An 18,076-nucleotide genomic window follows, 5' to 3' on the forward strand; every position below is an offset into this window, starting at 1 on the left:
CTTTTTCGTTATGATATATTAAAACGCTTTCATACACCTTTTCATCATATTTTGATTGGGATAAGGAGATGACGGATATGAGTCATGAAACAACGGATTTAGAATATCTCTTTCAAAATCCGAAGATTCATCTGGACGAACGTGTACGGGATTTGGTATCCCGGCTAACCTTGGAGGAAAAGATTGAATCCATGCTGCAATATCAGCCTGCCATTGAACGATTGGGGGTCGCCGCCTACAAGCATGGTACGGAAGCAGCACATGGTATAGCCTGGTTGGGAGAGGCGACTTCATTTCCGCAACCTGTGGGGTTGGCTTGCACGTGGGATACGGAGCTGATGCGACAAGTCGGCTCGGTCATTTCGGATGAAGCGCGTGTCTACTACCGCCGTGACCCGGCGCTAAATGGACTGACGTTGTGGGCACCAACCGTAGATATGGAGCGTGATCCGCGCTGGGGGCGTAATGAGGAAGCGTATGGAGAAGACCCGTATTTGACGGGAGAGCTGGCAAAGGAATTGGTCAAAGGGATACAGGGCGATCATCCGGTATATTTGAAAGCGGTTGCGACATTAAAGCATTTCCTCGGTAACAATAACGAGGTGGACCGGGGAAGTGATTCCTCCAGCATAGACCCGCGAAACCTGCGTGAATACTATCTGAAAGCCTTCGAAAAGCCTTTTACAGAAGGCAAAGCCCAGTCCATGATGACCTCTTATAACCTGATTAATGGGACACCTGCTACGTTGTATCACGGTGTTAACGATATTGTCAGGGACGAATGGGGAATGGACGGCTTTGTGGTCAGTGATGCCGGTGATGTGATGGGGATCGTAAAGGATCATCAGTATTATGACACCCACACGCCGGGTGTGGCTGAATCTATTCACGCGGGGATCGACAGCATTACGGATGATGCGGATTTGTCCAAGCAGGCCATTCGTGATGCTTTGGCGCAAGGAACGCTGCAAGAAACGGATCTGGATCAGGCGTTGTTCCATACATTTCGTGTTCGCTTTCGTCTGGGGGAATTTGATCCGGCGACAGACAATCCCTATGCCTTGATCGGGGAAGAGGCCCTGATGACAGAGCAAGCCCGTGAACTGTCCTTGCGTGCAGCGAGGGAGCAGATCGTATTACTGAAAAATGAGCACAAGCTCCTGCCGCTGGACCCTATGGGGTGCGGCAAGGTGGCGGTGATCGGGGCACTCGGCAATGAGGTATACCGCGACTGGTATTCCGGTACTCTTCCATATCGGGTGACACCGTTGGAAGCGATTCGCGCCAAGCTGGAAAGCGAAGGCGGGCAGGAGCGCGTCGTATACCGCGATGCCAAGGATCGTGTGACCTTCGCGGCGGTGACTGACGGAGCGAAGCTTACGGTCAATTCTTCCGGTGATATGCGGCTGTCCCTTGATGCCGAGCCGACGATTTTGACCGTGAGCGATTGGGGCTACGGCAGCGTCACGTTGACCGACGAGCGTTTGGGCACCTATGTGACGAGCGATGAGGAGACGCTTCGTGTGACGGCTAAGGAAGCGTATGGCTGGTATGTCAAAGAAGTCTTCGGGGTGACTCCTGCCCAAAACGGAGGTAGTCTGTGGACGACCTGGAACGGCAAGCCTGTGATCACAGGGCCAGAGGGCACATTGAAGGTAGCCGAGGCTGCGAGTTCCGCGCCTAACGCAGTAACGGGCAACGGGACGATGGCTTCGATAGCCCCGGAAGTAGATACAGCTTTCCGGGTAGATACAGTGTCAGATGGTGTAGCGGAAGCGATAGCCGCCGCCCAAGCGGCAGATACGGCAATCGTATTCGTCGGCAATCACCCGCTGATTAACGGCAAGGAAGAGAATGACCGTCCGGGTCTTGAACTGGCAGCATCCCAACAGCGGCTCATTGAGGAAGTGTATCGGGTAAACCCAAATACCATTGTGGTTCTGACGGGCAGCTATCCGTTTGCCATCCCTTGGGTGCAGGAGCATATTCCTGCTATCGTATACACGTCTCATGCCGGGCAGGAGCATGGCACAGCAATTGCAGATGTGTTGTTTGGGGATTATGCGCCAGCGGGCCGTTTGAATATGACATGGTATCAAGCGGAGGATCAATTAGGTGATATCAAGGATTATGATATTATTCGCGGCGGACGTACCTACCAATATTTTGAAGGTGAACCCTTGTACGCATTCGGCCACGGTTTGACGTATTCTCCATTTGAGTACAGCCATGTGCGTACAGATGCCCAAGCGCCCGATACGAACGATAGCTCTGTCACTGAAGGTAGCGTCAACTCTCTTGCTACACTTGATGCCTCGGATACTCTGAAAGTGTGGGTGGATGTGACCAATCAGGGCATAACCGCCGGGGAAGAGGTTGTACAATTATATGTGCGGTCCGGGGCCTCGCGGGTCAAGCGACCGTTGAAGACGCTTTGCGGATTCCAGCGTATTCGTCTGGAGCCGGGCGAGACGCGAACGATTACATTTACGGTGCGGGTAAAGGACTGGGCAATTTGGGATGTCACACGGGATCGCTATTGTGTTGAATCAGGCGAATATACATTGCTGGCAGGCGCTTCTTCAGCGGATATCCGGCTGGAACACCGGGTTCGCGTTCGAGGCGAAGCTATTCCACCTCGCCAAGTCGGACAAAGCATCCGCGCTGAAAACTTTGATGATTGCTCTGGTATTCTGCTGGATGAAAGCAAGGAGCATAAGGAGGCCTGTGTTCGTCCGCGCTCACCTCAGCGTCCCGGCTGGATTGCCCTTCACGGCGTCGAGTTGGGAACGGCGGGTGTGACCCAACTTCAGTGCCGCGTGTCAGGCAATCGCAGTGATGCGGCGCTGGAGCTGCGCTTGGATGCACCGGATGGCGAAGCTGTAGCACGTATGAACGTCGGTGATACGGGAGAGGCACAGGCATGGGTTACGCTTTCCGAAGCACTGGGTACAGCTTCAGGTACACGTGATTTGTACTTGTGGTTGAGTGGTGAAGTACGACTGAGTCACTTTACTTTACGCGCTTCGATTACAGCGGATTCCGGCCTTCAGGCTTGAACTTGCTTCTGACTTCACGTACAATGCATTCAACGAAGTTTCTACAGCTTAGGGGTGTCATTTCATTTGAATAGTGAGAAAAGACTACGCACCGCAACGCCCAAATGGCTTGGAATCGCGGTCAAGGCGCTTGTCTATTTGGAAAAGCATGGAGAGCTCTGTGCCAGCGGTTCCATTGCCCGCTCCATTGACTGCGAAGTAACCTTGGTGCGCAGGGTGCTGACGCGACTTGTACAGGCAGATTTAATTGCGGCACGCGAAGGCCGTGAGGGCGGCTATGTGCTTACCCGCTCGGCAGATCATATTACACTCGCCGATATATACCACGCCATTGAAATATGCGATCCGATTTTTCCCGGCATGATGCATGAGCCGCAGAGCAGCCCTTTTTGCGAGGATTTGGCGACAGCCATATCGGAAATTGTAGCCGAGAGCGAACGCCGGATGCTGGAAGTATGGGAATCCCATACCCTGGCTTCGCTTGCCAAGCGTACCACGCTGGTGGTGGGCGGTTGTCATCGTGAAGGAAAGGATGCCAAGGCTTCTTCCAAAGGGGATTAACACATTTTTTTTCAAAACGGATAATAGCCGATACGACTCTTCCGAGAGAGGGTTGTATCGGCTATTTCTGTAGGGTTATACCTGATAGGAGCAGACCCGATTACGCCCTGCATTTTTAGCTTCGTATAGTGCTTTATCCGCCTGTTCCAGCAAAGCAGCCCCGGACATATCCCCCCCGGTATCGGGAAAGGTCGTTACACCGATAGACACCGTGACTTTGAGTACAAGCCCGTCCGACAAAACGAACTCGTACTGATCTACCCCACCAAGGATCTGATTCGCTATGCGTAACGCTTGCCGGAAAGCACAATTCGGCAGAAGTACGGTGAATTCCTCCCCGCCGCTGCGGGTTACCACATCAGAGGAGCGACATTTGTCTATCAAAATCTGACCTAGCTGACGCAGCACCGCATCCCCGGCCGCATGACCGTAGGTATCGTTCACTTCCTTAAAATGATCAATATCCAATACAAGTACAGATAGATGCTCATGACGTTGACGAGCTTGAGGAAGCTGCTCTTCCAATGAAAATTCGAGCTGTCTTCTGTTGCTTAAATTGGTGAGATGATCTGTATAGGAGGTATGCTCCAGACGAAGTAACAGCTCATTGGAGGTATTGATGGACTCAGCAATGAGATACAGAAGAAATCCGCCTGCCATAGAAACAACAAAATGGAGTGGATAAACGTCCAGAACATCATTAATATCATTCAAATTAATTGTGAGAGAGCAGAAAATAATGCCCAAAGCGAAAACGTTCATCATCATCATCTTCGTTAAACGTGACCAGGACAGATGTGACAGTAAAGCGCAACCCAGGCCCACGAGCATCATAAAAAAAGCCCCCACAATGGCTTGAGTGGTGATACCAAACAGCATTAATCTGCCTAAGCATATAAATAGGGTAGCCATGAGTGTTGCCGGTCCGCCAATGTAAGCTGCCGTAGCTACGATGGCCAGATGACGAAGATCGGCAATTGTATTAAAACCCACTGGGAACGAATAGTACATCAAGATAATGCCATAGCATCCAAATAGAGCGCCACCGATCCAATGAGCCTTGCGTTTTAAATTTTGGAGACGTATTTTATATCTTTGCGATATGAGACCGGTTATATACAGAAAGGTGACAAGAATACAGGTATTTACAAAAAACGTACTAAACAAGATGCTAACCCTCCCGAGAGGCATATTACTTCATTTTATCAAAAAAAATGTCACTAAGCTTGAAAATGAAGAACTTTATTGAAATTTAATACGTTAGCGTGGATTATAGCGTTTCAGGCATAGGGCCAGTGCATAACTGGGAATAGATTGAGCATACTCCAAACATACAAGAATAAGGAAAAATAGGGGGTGTCTATCGCTGCCTTTCTGGAGATGAGGTTTGCTCATGATTCGCTATCCCTATCGCAAACATAGCAAAAAGTCGGGTGCGGACAAGAAAATTGGAAACTCGAATAGTGGAAGTTCTTCGCGTTCTTTAAAGATTGAAACTAATGTGGAAACCAACTTACAGCAGATTAAGGAATTGACCTCAGACAGTCCTGATTTTATGGTCCGCCACTTTGCTTTGGGTCTAAAGGCGAACGTGCCTGCCGCGGTTGTCTTTCTGGATAGTATGGTCAAAACGGATACAGTGAATGAACTCGTCATGAAGTCGTTGCTTAGCCGCCCTTTCGCCGAGGTAGCTGCGGAGGAAGAAAGCGCAGACGGGCTGTACAAACGGATACAGGGACATGCGCTTTCGCTGGGTGAGGTGAAGGACTGCGATGATTGGAATACCATGATGGAGCATCTCCTTATGGGAGACACGATCATTTTACTGGAAGGCTGTGAAAAAGCCATCTCGTGCGGTACACATGGAGGAGAGGTGCGGGCGGTCAACGAGCCAACCACACAGTCTGTCGTCAGGGGATCGAAGGATGGGTTTGTGGAATCCCTGTTCACCAATGTATCGCTGGTCCGCAGGAGGATTAAAAGCTCGGATCTTACACTGGAAATATTCAAGGTAGGAAGCACCTCCTTAACAAACGTCGCTATGCTGTATATGAAGGATATTGCGGATCAAAGCGTTGTGAAAGAGGTTCGCAGACGGGTGGAATCCATCAATATTGACGCGATATTCGAATCCGGCATGGTGGAAGAGATGATACAGGACCATAATCCTTCTTCCTTCGTTAAAAAAAGATTATCGTGCCAATGTTGTGGGTATTACTTCTGTGCTGCTGGGAGGCATAGCCTTTTCCTTGATTGCGTTGATAAATGTGCTGGTTCTAGGAGAAGATTTGTTCCAGCGAGCAACATACCCGCTGCTCACGATGATCGGCAAGGTGGAAATAACGGATTTTATCGACAGGCTGAATGTGATTGGCGTTATGACCGTTATCATTGTCGACTTTTTTAAAATTTTTATTTTCTTTTATGCGGCGGTTAAAGCAGGAAGCGATGTACTGCGTGTTCCTCCCGACAGATTGTTGTTGCCATTTGGACTGATTATGCTTACCTCCTCCTTGCTAATGGCCCAAAGCATCAAGAGCATATTGCCATAGGTCAGTTTGTGCTTAAGTGGATGTTTCCGACATTTTCAGTGATATTTCCTCTTTTGCTGCTTATCGTGTCAGGATTCCGAAAAAAAGGTAGCAGTAAAGGAAAAGGGAATGCTTCATAAGACACTATCTTAATGTTGAACGACACGTCAGTATCATTTACTTGCCCCGTTATTTGTTGTTACCTCTTTTGCCTTGTTGCTCTTTTGTAATGGAAGCAGAGGTGGGAGGCGGGAACACTCAGAAATCGTGACCATCGAGAGAAAAGAAAGCGAAATGTGTATCCAATTTGCTTTTTACCTACGGTAACCAAGAGCAGCAGTGGCATTCCTGCCAAGACGATATATTCGGATGGTCGCGTGGTGCGAAAAGCCAATAACATAGGCTCCCAGGGATTATGAATACCGAATAGCCAATTCACCAGCAGATTGGTTCCGAGAATGAGTACCATAAAGAGTGTGAATATCCAGAGTATTTTCATCAAATATCCCCCTCGTGTGTATGAGTTGAACGTATATCTTGTATACATTGTGATGCAAAGTGGCTCAATTTATCCGATCCCATTGACTTGAAATGAATTAGGATTTATACTTATTCTAAATTAATTTTTGTTGTGATTATAAGTTGAGAATAAATATAATCTGCGTTCGTTAAGGGAGATGCGGTATGAGAACTTTGAATTTAACTTCGCAGCGTCAAGCAGTGTACGATGTGGTCCGTGAGGCCCACGATCATCCCACTGCGGCTGACGTTATGAACCGGTTGATGGAGCGCGGATACAATCTTGCCTATGGAACGGTCTATAATTCACTGCGTTATTTGACGGATAAGGAATTAATCCGCGAATTGAAGCTGGGTGAGGCCGCCAGCCGTTATGACGGACGGATGGACGACCACCAGCATATTATCTGTCAGGTGTGTGGACAGGTAGATGAAGTGATGAGCGAGGTTCCACATGATTGGATTGAGACGGTTGCGCATGAAACGGGGTACACTATTGCCCATGCCCATGTCGTATTCGGAGGAGTGTGTAAGGAATGCCAAAGCAAGCGAATCAGGTAACGAATCAGCTCAAAGCGGCAGATATGCCGAGACGGGTGAAGGGCATCTGGACCTCCATGCTGTCAGCTCCCTCTGTTCCTGCGTTCCAGGCGGTTCCTTCCAATGAGCCGTTGTACTGTCCAACGACGCGTCGCATCGTTCTGATCAGCTCGGTTCCAGGTGTAGTTCACGGCTTGGTGCGTACGCTGTCAGATGCATGCTTTGACGTGATGGTGTTCCACCGCTGGGAGCCTGAAGTACAACGTCATCTGGGAAGCGATCTGTTGATTTACGATTTGACCGCTACGGATACACGGAGTGAATTACTGGATATCCGTAATCGTCTTGAGGCGGAACAGATGAAAGACACACCTGTCATGTATGTGATTCAGGATCGGATGGCTGTACGTGCGCATGAGCTGCTTCCTTCGGAAGAAGTTCTGGTATGGCCGCTGGCTTCCAATCATATGGTGCATGATATTGAACGGATGATTGTACGTCATCCGGCAGCTTCCCGGCAGGCAGTGCAAGGCAGCCGTCGTACGGTGTTCAAGGACATCTGGATTGACCGTGATAAAATGTTAGTATATAAAGAAGGGAATCAATTGAATCTGACCAAAACGGAATACGACTTGCTATTGAAGCTGATGGATGCTCAAGGCAAAGTCATTTCTCGTGAGCAGATGATGCACGATATCTGGGAGACGGATTTTGTAGGCGGCAGCAATGTCGTGGATGTGCATGTCAAAAGCTTGCGCAAGAAGCTGGGCGACCGGCCTGCGGAGCCTGAATATATAGCAACGGTAAGAGGTGTAGGCTACAGATTGGCGGATTGAACGGAAGCTGATCAGGCTATGAATTGCCGCCGGATGGAGACATTCGGCGGATGTATATAAGTCCCTTTGAAGAAACTGACATTAGGTGTGACGGTTGACTTTATCAGGATATATACACTACAATCGGTAGTGCGAGGTGCTTCTTATGAAACGACTGAATTTTAAAACTGGCGAAACCGGACTCAACCGTTTTTTTGGACCTCTGGAAGCCAAAATTATGGATATTTTATGGTCCACTTCGGATCGGAGCATTAAAGAAGTGCAGACCGCGTTGGAGGGGGATCGGGACTTTAATTTCAATACGGTGATGACCGTGATGAACCGTCTGGTGGAAAAGGGGATACTGAGCAAGAGTATACGCGGGAGAACGTCTTTGTATCGACCGGTTTTGAGCAGGGAAGAATTCAGGGATGAACAGTCCAAGGAGTTAAGCCACGAACTGGTGGATGAATTCGGCCCACTCGCTGTAAATCATATGATTGATGCTCTGGAGGTGGCCGATCCTATGCTGATCGAACGTCTGGAACAAAAAATTAAACAATGGAAAAAGGATATATAGACGATGTGGAAAACACGTTCTAAATTACTGTTTACAGCAGGCGCCTTTATTTCGGGTTTCGCCCTTATACAGATGGGTATGTACGCCGGGCAGCATATTTTCGGCTGGAAATTGGATTTTAACGTGTTTCAGATTTGTAGAAGTCTGTTGCAGAACTACGGAATTGGCTACATGGTGGATGCGCTCAGTGGACTCGTCTTTCTCACCTTTGGGATTGCCGGGGTAGAAGCGATACGACAGTGTATGGCCACAAGGGCGGCTTTCCGCAGACTGCACCGGATGCGTGATTCGGTGCTTACGGAGGCTCTGGGTACACGATATCGCGACCTTGGAGCTGACCGGATTTGGGTCATTAATTACGCCAAGCCTGCCGCATTCACCATGGGCTTGTGGAAGCCTCGTATTGTGCTGTCCTCCGCATTGCTGTCAGTACTGGACAAGCATGAGGAGGAGGCAGTTGTATACCATGAGGCGTATCATATGAAGCATTATGATCCGTTGAAGACCTGGCTGCTGCAAATGTGTGCTACATTGCTGTTTTATTTGCCTGTGCTGCGTCATATTACCAAGCTTTACAAGACAGCCCGCGAAATTTTGGCTGACAATGCAGCCATTAACCGAACAGGTTCACCGATGGGAATTGGAAGTGCATTGCTCAAACTGCTAAGTATGACGCCCGCCAATGCCCATCTGGTGAATTCCGCCGCTTGTTCCTCTTTTGCAGAAACGTCCATTAATTATCGGATATCACGTATTTTGGACCCTCAGCAAGAGCCGGTAATCCAACTGCCCTGGCGTTCGATTATGTTTTCCGGTTATGTGCTGGTGATGCTGACGCTTATGTTTGGACTGGCGTTAATGTAGTTTGGCAAGTTATATCCTAATGGGTGGCGCTTTACGCGCTACCGATTATTGATATGTAATACACTACACATTGTAGTGTTATTACCTAATCTGTACACAACCTAAAAGGAGATGAGCATATGAATCAAACACTTACGAATATTGGATTACTGTTGGTACGAATCTTTACAGGAGTCATTTTCAGTGTTCATGGATTACAAAAATTTCAGGGACTGGACGGAACCTCCGGCTTCTTCCAAAGTATCGGACTTCCTGGTTGGTTGGCTCCTGTGGTCGCTGCGGTTGAACTGGTTGGCGGTATTGCACTGGTACTGGGTATTGGAACACGACTTGCCGGAGCAGCATTGACCATCGTTATGATCGGTGTATTGCTGACTGCTAAAAAAGGACAGCCCTTTGGCTCAATTGAATTTGATCTGCTGGTTCTGTTCACTAGCCTTCAGCAAGCACTTGTTGGTGGACGTTTTCTGGCGGTGGATCAGTTGTTTGGCCGTAAAAAGCCTGAAAGCAGCAACGTACAGGTCTAAATGATCATATAACCGCGTCCTTAGTCTCAGGGCGCGGTTTTTTTGTTTTGCTCATTTACGAAAATTGGATGTAATTCATTTGCTTTATTTAACCGATATAACTTCCATCGAGTGTAATTTCAAAAACATAGCTTTTCAAGTAAAGGGGAAAAACACATGGAAAAAATGCAAAAGAGAAAAACCATTTGGACACTCAGGAACAAGCTGATTTTAGGATTTTTACTTGTTTTGTTGGTCCCGAGCTTAAGTATATCTATCGCGACTTATAATTCATCGTTTAATGCTATGGAGAAGCAGCTCTACAGCAGTGCAAATCAGGGAGTAGCGACGGCTAATTCGGTTATTGATTATGCACTTGCCAGTAAAATCAAAGATGTGGGTTATTTAGCTAAGGGACTCGACAGCTCCATGATTGATGGTCGAAACAGCCCGTTGATTCAGCCCAAGCTGATTCAATACATAGGTCTGCACGAGGATGCGACCGATATTTTTGTCGGTACAACAGAGGGCTTGATGATCCGCGGCGTACCCAAGGAGAACGAAGGTACATTTGATCCCCGCAAACGACCATGGTACATCGAAGCGATGAAGCAGCCCGGTAAGGTGATGATCACCCCTGTCATCATCAATTCTTCGGGTATTCCTGTTGTCGTGGTATCTCAAACGCTCCCCGATCAGTCTGGTGTTATCGGGATCTCTCTGAATCTGGAAAGTGTACGTAAACTGGCTTCCATCAAAGTGGGGCAAGAGGGATATATCATTATTTTGGATCATACGAAAAAATTTGTGGTCCACCCTACGGCTAAGCCGGGTACATCTCTTGATGCAAGCTTTATTAATGATATGTACGCTGCGCCGAGCGGGCAGTATACATATGTATATGAAGGTCAAGAGAAGTATCTGAACTATGCAACGAATAAGGAAACCGGCTGGAAAATTGCAGGAACCTTCTATCAATCCGAGATTAGCGCTGCCACCGCTGCCATGCGTTACGTAACCATTTTCGTGCTGGCAGCCTCGTTGGTGCTTGCACTTATTGCGATTTTCCTGATTACCCGTTCTGTCCTGGTGCCGATCCGCAGACTGCAAAAATCGGCAGAGCAGATCAGTGAAGGAGATTTGACAGGCGATTTGGAAACAGGAAAAACTGATGAGGTTGGTCAGTTGTCTTCCCACTTTCAAACGATGGTAGACAGCTTGCGCACGATGATTCGAAGCGTACACGAAACAACAGATCGGGTAAGTTCCTCGGCAGAGGAGCTGGCTGCGGGTGCAGATCAGACGACCAAAGCCATCGAGCATGTCACCATTGCTATTCAGGATGTAGCCGTAGGCAGCGAACACCAGGTCCAGAGTGTAAAATATGGCTCGGGGCGTATGGAGGAGCTTGCCCGGCAGGCTGAGAATGTGTCTGAGCGTATGATGGGCGTATCTGAGAATGTGAAGCGAAATGCCGAGTCAGCTCAAGAGGGCAGCAAGGCAGCTACGCAAGCTGTACAGAAGATGCATGACATCGACGAGACGGTTAATGATCTGGGACAGGCGATGGATTCTCTTAGCGAGCGCTCCGGTGAAATTGTGAATATTATCAGCGTTATATCCGGAATTGCTAAACAGACGAATCTGCTGGCACTGAACGCGTCCATTGAGGCGGCACGCGCCGGGGATCATGGTAAAGGATTTGCTGTGGTTGCGACAGAGGTACGTAAGCTGGCCGAGGAATCGGCCAAATCGGCTACCTTGATTTCGCAGCGTATTGATGCGATGCAGGTGGATATGAACCATGCTTTGGCAGCTATGCATCAAGCACGGACACGGGTTACGGAAGGAATTGATTCGGTAAGCACGTCGGAGCAATCCTTTGCAGAAATTAGCCATGCCGTGGAACGAGCGATGGAGCATATCAAAGATATTACCGGAGTGACACAGGAGATGGCTCGGGGAGCAGTAGGTGTCGTTGGAATTATGAGCGACATTTCCCAGATTTCGAACGAGGCAGCGGGCAACACGGAGTCGATCTCAGCCGCCGCTGAGCAGCAGCTCGCCTCTATTGAGGAAATTGCTTCTTCCTCAGCGGACCTGAGCCAAATGGCAGAGGAACTGCGTGAACTGGTCGGACGTTTCCAAGTGGAAGGAAAAGATCAATAAAACGATAAAAGCGCCCAGATACATGAGTTTATCTCATGTCCGGGCGCTTTTTTTGCATGCATTTTGCCACAACTTCTTTGTCGTAGATTTAAAGACTATCTTTGGAATGACTTGCGACGATCCAGCCGAAAACGCATGCGGCGCGGACTGTCGGAAGTGCGTAGAGAACTTCTCTGAACCATATTGTTGAGCAGCAACGCGAAAATGACCAGCAATGTCCCGTACAGCTCAAAATGACTGATGGTATAGCCTTGGAAATACATAAGCACCAGTGTGGTAATCGGTACAAAGTTAATAAACAAAATTCCGTTCAGTGGTGACAGCATTCGGATTCCGGCATTCCAGCTCAGTAAGGCTGCAAGTCCTGGAAGCAGGATCATAAAGCTCATTTCATATTTGACCGACCATACATGCTGCCAGTCTGGTACCGCAACCCAGTTGAAAGCGGAGGCGGTTGCGACGACTACAAAGGAAACCAGAGTTCCGAGCAGGCAGGTTAAGGTAGAGTATCGAAGAGTGGACCACCCTGCAAAATGGCTGCCTCCCATGGAATACACGACCCATCCAATCACCCCTGCGAAAATGAGCAGCAGCGGCAGCAAATGCTGTCCGGCGAGTGTGAAAAAGGCCCATTTTCCGTTCGTAATCACGAGTATAGCTCCAGCCAGTGCGATCATCATACTGATCAGTGTGTATTTTGGCGGCATTTTACGGGTCATGACCCATATCATCGCAATCGAAATCATCGGCATCAGCACTTCCATAATAGAAGCTACAATGGTACCTGCTGCACCCATCGCGTGCTGTCCCTGGAAAACGGCCATATTATAAATGGTAAATCCCATCGTACCAAAGAACAGCAATGTCTTGCCCTTGCCCTCAAAGCGAAAAGCAGCCCGTCCCTCTTTGAGCCACAACAGCACAATTAATATGAGCGTAACCGAAAAATAACGTAAAAATGAAAAGTACAGCGGATTGACTTGTTGCAATGCAATGTGCGAAACCGGAAACATGGCCCCCCAGGACATACTAGCGATCAGGCACAATAAAGATCCGGTCATGATTTGTCTATTCATGGTGAAAAAAAGCTCCTCCTTGCCGGCCTCAGCGGACATATCTTATGGACACATCATAATGGACAGGGAGCTGTTGGTAAAATGATTGAAAATAAACGTTAACATCATTTAAAATGATAATAAGTGACAAGGCCCGTCAATTTTGATGGTCTTGTCCTTCACGATAAGGGGGAGCAGTAGTGGATCTGAACGACTTAAACATTTTCCAGACGGTGGCTGCTCATGGCAGTGTCAGCAAGGCGGCAGCCGAGCTTAGCTATGTCCAGTCCAATGTAACGGCCAGAATCAAGCTACTGGAAAAGGAGCTGCAAACGCCTTTATTTTATAGACATAAGCGGGGCATGATCCTCAACGCAGAGGGCAAGCGTCTGTTGCAATATACGAAAAGCATTTTGTCGCAATTCGAGGAAATGAAACATGCGTTTCAGAGTACCTCAGCGCCTTCGGGGGTGTTGGAGATAGGGATCGTGGAGACGGTGATCGCTCTCCCGGCGATTTTACATGCTTACTATAGCAAGCACCCGGATGTCGAGCTGTCCCTCAAGGCAGGGGTTACGGAGCACCTGGTACAGGAGGTTGCGGAGATGAGGCTGGATGGTGCCTTTGTGACCGGACCGGTGAAGCATCCCCTCATTGAACAGTTGGATGTGTTTCAGGAAAAGCTGGTCCTTGTTTCCCAAGGAGATGACTTTTCCGTTGAGGATGTAACGACCCGTCCGCTCCTTTTATATAAAAAAGGCTGCGGCTACCGTGGGCGGCTGGAAACCTGGCTCAAGATGGAGGGCATTATTCCCAAGCAGATTATGGAGTTTGGAACATTCGAGACGATTATCGGCAGTGTGGCGGCTGGCATCGGAATGACGGTTTTTCCTGAATCCTCCATCAGCGGGCTGGCTGCTCAGGGTCTGGTGCATTGTCATGCAATGCCCGAGCCGTACAACGAAGTGACAACAGTATTTATCCGTCGTAAGGAAGCCTATGTGACCAGTACCTTGCAGTCTTTTATGGATGAAATTATCGCCCAGACGGGGGCATAGCTTTATCGTTGGGGCTCAGGTACAATGAAAAAGATTTGATCTCATTTTTCTTCCTGAAGGAGGGCTACTATGTTCACAATATATCCGGCTGCTTCCCGATTCAGCTTCGATAAGGGATGGCTGCGGGGCAGTCACAGCTTTTCATTCGCGGAATATCAGGATGAGAACAATACAGAGTTTGGCCCCATGCGTGTCTGTAATGACGACGTGATTGCACCGGGACGGGGCTTTGGGGCGCATCCGCACAGTGACATGGAGATTGTCTCCATCGTACTCTATGGAGAGCTGCGCCATGAGGACAACCGTGGACATGTGGCGGTGACCCGTTTTGGAGGCATTCAGCGAATGTCGGCGGGCCGCGGCATCGTCCATACGGAGCACAACGCTTCGCAAACAGAGGATGTCAGTCTGCTGCAATTGTGGTTTAGCCCGCTTACGAGAGGACTGGAACCGTCGTATGAAGCTACTGCGTTCAACCCTGAGCGATTGCACGGTCAGCTTTTGCCTGTCGTTGCCGGGAAGCGTGTTCCAGGCACAGATGGCGAAATAGCTGCGATTAATCAGGATTTGACGATTTATTTAAGCAAGCTTCAGACCGGAGAGCGTGTGGAATTCACACAGTCCGAGGGGCGACGCGTGTTCTTGTTTGTTATCGAAGGCTCACTGCGTGTGAACGGTGAACATATGCTGAACGGGCGCGATTCGGCCCGCATTGAGCAGGAGCCGAAGCTGTCACTGGAGGCACAGGAGCCTGTCTTTTACATGCTGATAGATTTGCCCTAAAAGGAGGTGCGCGCAATGGCGCAGCAGGAAACATGGCTGATCAAGCATGCCGTCACGGGTCGCAGCTTTGCTGACAGCCGCAAGCAGGTATTCGATTGCCATCTGGAATCGGTGGACGGCGTGTTTCGCTTCACGCTTCAAGAGCTGCCGCGTGAGGCGGCGGAGGTGATTGTGCGTTATAGCGGGGAACTGAATGTATTCCGTTTTGTAACGCCGGAGAACGGAGCCGTTGTGAAGCATTGGTATTACGTTAACCCGGAAAACGTGAAATATAATGATCAGACAGGCGAGCTTACACTCGAAGCTGATTCTAAGATTGAATATCATCCCGAGGAGTATTGGGGAGATTAACACCATTTTATATTGAATTTTTGAAGTGGCTGTCCAAGTAAGGTGCGAATGTGAAGCTCACATAAAAAACCCGGGTCCTTCGCACCTCGAATTTGTCGATAAAGGCTTGGAAAGGGTGTTGGCGATAAAAGTCAACGCTTGATTCAACTCTTATCGGCATCGTTTATTACGGAAATGTGAGAGATTGATACCATTGGGGTATGAATCTCTCCATACCGTAACGTCGCACTACCCCACATATCTACATTTGCTTCTTCAAAAACATTCAAGAAGATTCCCCCCTTTAACACAAGGACGTGGCCTCAAACAAAACTGTTTTATACCATCCCATCTACCCCATACACAACCTTTGCATTTTTTCGTCTGTTTTGGTGGTCCTTTCATGTGTAGCAAAATTCCTTTCGTCTGCTTCTTCTTCAAAACCTTTTCAACCTTTCATGGCAATAAAAAAGCCACCCAAATGAGTGACTTGTATCTGCCTATGTATTTATAGCACCAAAGTAACACAGGCGCTTATTAAAACCCGAAAAAATAAACAGCGATAAAACCTATTCCCGCAAGCGGGGTGCAAAACGCTGCGCTGTTGCATAAAAGCATTTGTACTTAGTTACTAGAGAGGAATGACAAGACCATTTTACTGATCACCGAGGCTCGAAAGCTGTGGTGTGTTCCTTATTTGATTTTCCATGATACAAATTTACCACATCAAAAGTCTAACGAACGGCCATCATTCGGTCATAAATTGTTCAATAAACAGTCACTTTTCATAGGCTATAATAACCATCATCGGGTTATTCACAAGTGTAGCCGAGAAACACGCCGAAAACTTACGTTTCCCAAAGAGTTACTCCTCATCGATTCGACTACCATGACGGTGGGAAAAAACACGACTACCCTGGGCTCCTTATCACGGGGAGCGTGCAGGTATTAAACTTCATGTCGCTTTACGAGTCCAAAATGGGCAACCCCTTCGGGTGGTCGAAACGCTCCAAACATGATGGCCCCGTGAGTGAAGCGTTGGCTCAACCGGACTACATTGTGGTGATGGACCGTGCTTATGGGAAACTGGAGCGTCTGGACGACTTCAAAATCCAAGGACAATCTTTTGTCATTCGGCTTCGCGAAAACGTCAAATTTGGAGAAACCTCATGCACTTTCCCGTCTCAAGAAGGCAGATTCATCCGTCATTCGGGATATCACTTGCCGGTTGGGGACACCGCAGTGTCGTTCCGAGCAACGTCATCGTGTGGTGATATTTCGGGGATTTTGAAGGTCGAGAAATCCGAGTCGTTACCGATTTAATGCAGGTCACGGCGGAACAAATCGCACAGATGTATAAAGCTCGATGGCAGATTGAGGTCTTTTTCCGTTGGATCAAGCAACATTTGAATATTCCAACGCTGTTTGGCACGACCGAAAATGCGGTTTATGGGCAACTCTTTTGCGCGCTCATCGTTTATGTCCTGCTTAAATGGTTATTTGATGCCGCTCAAGGGACGTGGCCCAAACATTCCATTCTTTCTTTTGCTCGATTTTCTCGTCTTTTTCTTCTGCAAAATCTACCGGTGGAATGGCTGATCCAGATTCAGCATGTTCTTCTTAAGCGTGTCTCTGCTTCTATGAATCAAATTACTTATTCTGGTTAATCAACAGACGTGCTACTATATCCCTCTATTTTACAAAAACATATAATTCATGTTAGTATACTGATTAATATACCAAATTTATGAAGATAGGATTGATTTTATGCAAAAGTTTAAGCAATTGGGTATTGCGTCATTATCAGCTCTTATGTTGTCATCGTTTACATTCCTGCTTTCGCCAATGCTCAAGCTGCAAACAACGTAGAATCTTCTATAACTTCAGAGACTAAGATTGACTTGGAAAATGGAATTGTTGATGAAAGAGTAGAGCAAGAATTAAGACAAGTTGATTATGATGACCTTTTCAAAACTGTAGGCACTAATCTTGGACTGGTCGATACTCAACGTCCATCTGGAGAAGTAAGTACACAAGGCTGGAGATCAAAGTTCGCAAAAGAAGTAGCGTTAGAATTAATTTCTAAACTAAAGAATATTGGATCACGTGCTTGGAATGAACAGATAAAAATTTATGTAGATAAGATACCGCTTTTGACCGACGGTGCAAAAGAAACTTTGAAATATTATCTTGGCTATCAAGTAATAATGCAAGCTTTGGATATCATGGTAGATTTCACAGGCACAGCAGAGGATGGTCTTGCTTACGCCTTAAAATATGTTGGATTGCCTGCATGGTTGGCCGAACCCGCATCGAGAGCAATTGTCTTCTTCCTGCTGTAAAACCGAACAAAAGGGGGACTAAACGTGTACATACTCGCATTGATTATACTTATTACTACAGGTTTGGTATCCATTGCTGATATTCTGTTCGATATAAAAGATTCAGGTGAAGGAATCAGGTTGATGGTTAAAACTTCACAGGCTCTATTTTTCTTATCATTGTTGTTTTTTGTAGTAAAAAGCGGTACCAAGAAAAAAGACTGAAATCATCAAACATAGAAAAAAGACTGAAATCATCAAACATAGAAAAAGGGTGGAGTTGATAAAATATATCACTCCACCCTTGTTATTGGAATAGGTAAGGGTTTGATATGATCTCCGCCTTTTCCCCTCCTCCACACCGTGCATGCAGCTTTCACCGCAC

The 18,076-nt window shown here is 47.7% G+C and carries 19 protein-coding genes and 1 pseudogene; 17 read left to right on the plus strand and 3 right to left on the minus strand.

Annotation, left to right across the window (positions count from 1 at the left end):
• The first annotated feature begins 77 nt into the window (after positions 1–77).
• Positions 78–3,059 (plus strand): glycoside hydrolase family 3 C-terminal domain-containing protein, encoded by a 2,982-nt coding sequence (locus tag E0698_RS15455; RefSeq protein ID WP_192512127.1) that lies wholly within the window; start codon positions 78–80, stop codon positions 3,057–3,059.
• 66 nt (positions 3,060–3,125) lie between these two features.
• Positions 3,126–3,620: an Rrf2 family transcriptional regulator gene (locus tag E0698_RS15460; protein ID WP_134912069.1), complete on the plus strand. Its 495-nt coding sequence runs from the start codon at positions 3,126–3,128 to the stop codon at positions 3,618–3,620.
• 75 nt (positions 3,621–3,695) lie between these two features.
• On the opposite strand, the gene E0698_RS15465 is transcribed toward E0698_RS15460, so the two are convergent.
• A complete protein-coding gene (locus E0698_RS15465) occupies positions 3,696–4,787 on the minus strand; it encodes a diguanylate cyclase (protein WP_192512128.1) in 1,092 nt (363 codons plus the stop codon).
• A 388-nt stretch (positions 4,788–5,175) separates the two neighbouring features.
• Here E0698_RS15465 and E0698_RS26925 point away from each other — a divergent pair.
• Positions 5,176–5,742: pseudogene (locus E0698_RS26925) on the plus strand (spore germination protein); the annotation flags it as partial.
• A gap of 100 nt (positions 5,743–5,842) precedes the next feature.
• Complete coding sequence (locus E0698_RS26930) at positions 5,843–6,172, plus strand: GerAB/ArcD/ProY family transporter (RefSeq protein WP_337916290.1); 330 nt, start codon at positions 5,843–5,845, stop codon at positions 6,170–6,172.
• A gap of 178 nt (positions 6,173–6,350) precedes the next feature.
• On the opposite strand, the gene E0698_RS15480 is transcribed toward E0698_RS26930, so the two are convergent.
• Positions 6,351–6,650, minus strand: coding sequence for a hypothetical protein (locus E0698_RS15480; protein WP_238354015.1), 300 nt, complete (start codon positions 6,648–6,650; stop codon positions 6,351–6,353).
• Positions 6,651–6,835: 185 nt separating this feature from the next.
• On the opposite strand from E0698_RS15480, the gene E0698_RS15485 reads away from it, so the two are divergent.
• From E0698_RS15485 to E0698_RS15510, 6 genes are all read left to right on the plus strand, one after another.
• On the plus strand, positions 6,836–7,231 hold the full coding sequence (locus E0698_RS15485) for a Fur family transcriptional regulator (RefSeq protein WP_149094214.1): 396 nt from the start codon (positions 6,836–6,838) through the stop codon (positions 7,229–7,231).
• Entirely contained in the window at positions 7,207–8,046 is an 840-nt protein-coding gene (locus tag E0698_RS15490; protein ID WP_192512131.1) for a winged helix-turn-helix transcriptional regulator, read from the plus strand. Before E0698_RS15485 ends, E0698_RS15490 begins: the two co-directional genes overlap by 25 nt.
• Before the next feature lie 145 nt (positions 8,047–8,191).
• A complete protein-coding gene (locus E0698_RS15495) occupies positions 8,192–8,605 on the plus strand; it encodes a BlaI/MecI/CopY family transcriptional regulator (RefSeq protein WP_014278583.1) in 414 nt (137 codons plus the stop codon).
• A gap of 3 nt (positions 8,606–8,608) precedes the next feature.
• On the plus strand, positions 8,609–9,469 hold the full coding sequence (locus E0698_RS15500; protein WP_192512132.1) for a M56 family metallopeptidase: 861 nt from the start codon (positions 8,609–8,611) through the stop codon (positions 9,467–9,469).
• Positions 9,470–9,588: 119 nt separating this feature from the next.
• Positions 9,589–9,996 (plus strand): DoxX family protein, encoded by a 408-nt coding sequence (locus tag E0698_RS15505; RefSeq protein ID WP_149094211.1) that lies wholly within the window; start codon positions 9,589–9,591, stop codon positions 9,994–9,996.
• 156 nt (positions 9,997–10,152) lie between these two features.
• The gene (locus E0698_RS15510) at positions 10,153–12,144 is read left to right on the plus strand and encodes a methyl-accepting chemotaxis protein (RefSeq protein WP_134912078.1); all 1,992 of its coding nucleotides are present in this window, start codon (positions 10,153–10,155) and stop codon (positions 12,142–12,144) included.
• A 95-nt stretch (positions 12,145–12,239) separates the two neighbouring features.
• Here the strand turns inward: E0698_RS15510 and E0698_RS15515 are convergent, their stop codons facing one another.
• Complete coding sequence (locus tag E0698_RS15515) at positions 12,240–13,220, minus strand: DMT family transporter (protein ID WP_189338160.1); 981 nt, start codon at positions 13,218–13,220, stop codon at positions 12,240–12,242.
• A 179-nt stretch (positions 13,221–13,399) separates the two neighbouring features.
• Here E0698_RS15515 and E0698_RS15520 point away from each other — a divergent pair, with 179 nt between their 5' ends.
• The 7 genes from E0698_RS15520 (at position 13,400) to E0698_RS15545 (ending at position 17,916) form a co-directional block, all read left to right on the plus strand.
• Complete coding sequence (locus E0698_RS15520; protein WP_134912080.1) at positions 13,400–14,257, plus strand: LysR family transcriptional regulator; 858 nt, start codon at positions 13,400–13,402, stop codon at positions 14,255–14,257.
• Between the two features lie 69 nt (positions 14,258–14,326).
• Positions 14,327–15,040, plus strand: a complete 714-nt coding sequence (locus E0698_RS15525) for a pirin family protein (protein WP_192512133.1) — start codon at positions 14,327–14,329, stop codon at positions 15,038–15,040.
• A gap of 15 nt (positions 15,041–15,055) precedes the next feature.
• Complete coding sequence (locus tag E0698_RS15530; RefSeq protein WP_134912082.1) at positions 15,056–15,391, plus strand: hypothetical protein; 336 nt, start codon at positions 15,056–15,058, stop codon at positions 15,389–15,391.
• Between the two features lie 936 nt (positions 15,392–16,327).
• Positions 16,328–16,693, plus strand: a complete 366-nt coding sequence (locus tag E0698_RS27690) for a hypothetical protein (protein ID WP_443146914.1) — start codon at positions 16,328–16,330, stop codon at positions 16,691–16,693.
• A complete protein-coding gene (locus tag E0698_RS27695; RefSeq protein WP_443146915.1) occupies positions 16,693–17,037 on the plus strand; it encodes a transposase in 345 nt (114 codons plus the stop codon). The genes E0698_RS27690 and E0698_RS27695 overlap by 1 nt, the downstream gene beginning before the upstream one ends.
• Before the next feature lie 234 nt (positions 17,038–17,271).
• Positions 17,272–17,712: a hypothetical protein gene (locus tag E0698_RS15540; RefSeq protein WP_134912083.1), complete on the plus strand. Its 441-nt coding sequence runs from the start codon at positions 17,272–17,274 to the stop codon at positions 17,710–17,712.
• A gap of 24 nt (positions 17,713–17,736) precedes the next feature.
• Positions 17,737–17,916: a hypothetical protein gene (locus E0698_RS15545; protein ID WP_134912084.1), complete on the plus strand. Its 180-nt coding sequence runs from the start codon at positions 17,737–17,739 to the stop codon at positions 17,914–17,916.
• Positions 17,917–18,076 lie beyond the last annotated feature (160 nt).

It is taken from the genome of Paenibacillus sp. 23TSA30-6 (assembly GCF_014858585.1).
Lineage (GTDB): Bacteria > Bacillota > Bacilli > Paenibacillales > Paenibacillaceae > Paenibacillus.

What these genes read in the sequence shown, in the direction of transcription:
- E0698_RS15455 (WP_192512127.1), top strand. Translation starts at nt 78, where the DNA reads ATGAGTCATGAAACAACGGATTTAGAATATCTCTTTCAAAATCCGAAG.
- E0698_RS15480 (WP_238354015.1), bottom strand. Translation starts at nt 6,650, where the DNA reads ATGAAAATACTCTGGATATTCACACTCTTTATGGTACTCATTCTCGGA.
- E0698_RS15485 (WP_149094214.1), top strand. Translation starts at nt 6,836, where the DNA reads ATGAGAACTTTGAATTTAACTTCGCAGCGTCAAGCAGTGTACGATGTG.
- E0698_RS15490 (WP_192512131.1), top strand. Translation starts at nt 7,207, where the DNA reads ATGCCAAAGCAAGCGAATCAGGTAACGAATCAGCTCAAAGCGGCAGAT.
- E0698_RS15495 (WP_014278583.1), top strand. Translation starts at nt 8,192, where the DNA reads ATGAAACGACTGAATTTTAAAACTGGCGAAACCGGACTCAACCGTTTT.
- E0698_RS15500 (WP_192512132.1), top strand. Translation starts at nt 8,609, where the DNA reads ATGTGGAAAACACGTTCTAAATTACTGTTTACAGCAGGCGCCTTTATT.
- E0698_RS15505 (WP_149094211.1), top strand. Translation starts at nt 9,589, where the DNA reads ATGAATCAAACACTTACGAATATTGGATTACTGTTGGTACGAATCTTT.
- E0698_RS15510 (WP_134912078.1), top strand. Translation starts at nt 10,153, where the DNA reads ATGGAAAAAATGCAAAAGAGAAAAACCATTTGGACACTCAGGAACAAG.
- E0698_RS15515 (WP_189338160.1), bottom strand. Translation starts at nt 13,220, where the DNA reads ATGAATAGACAAATCATGACCGGATCTTTATTGTGCCTGATCGCTAGT.
- E0698_RS15525 (WP_192512133.1), top strand. Translation starts at nt 14,327, where the DNA reads ATGTTCACAATATATCCGGCTGCTTCCCGATTCAGCTTCGATAAGGGA.
- E0698_RS15530 (WP_134912082.1), top strand. Translation starts at nt 15,056, where the DNA reads ATGGCGCAGCAGGAAACATGGCTGATCAAGCATGCCGTCACGGGTCGC.
- E0698_RS27690 (WP_443146914.1), top strand. Translation starts at nt 16,328, where the DNA reads ATGTCGCTTTACGAGTCCAAAATGGGCAACCCCTTCGGGTGGTCGAAA.
- E0698_RS27695 (WP_443146915.1), top strand. Translation starts at nt 16,693, where the DNA reads ATGCAGGTCACGGCGGAACAAATCGCACAGATGTATAAAGCTCGATGG.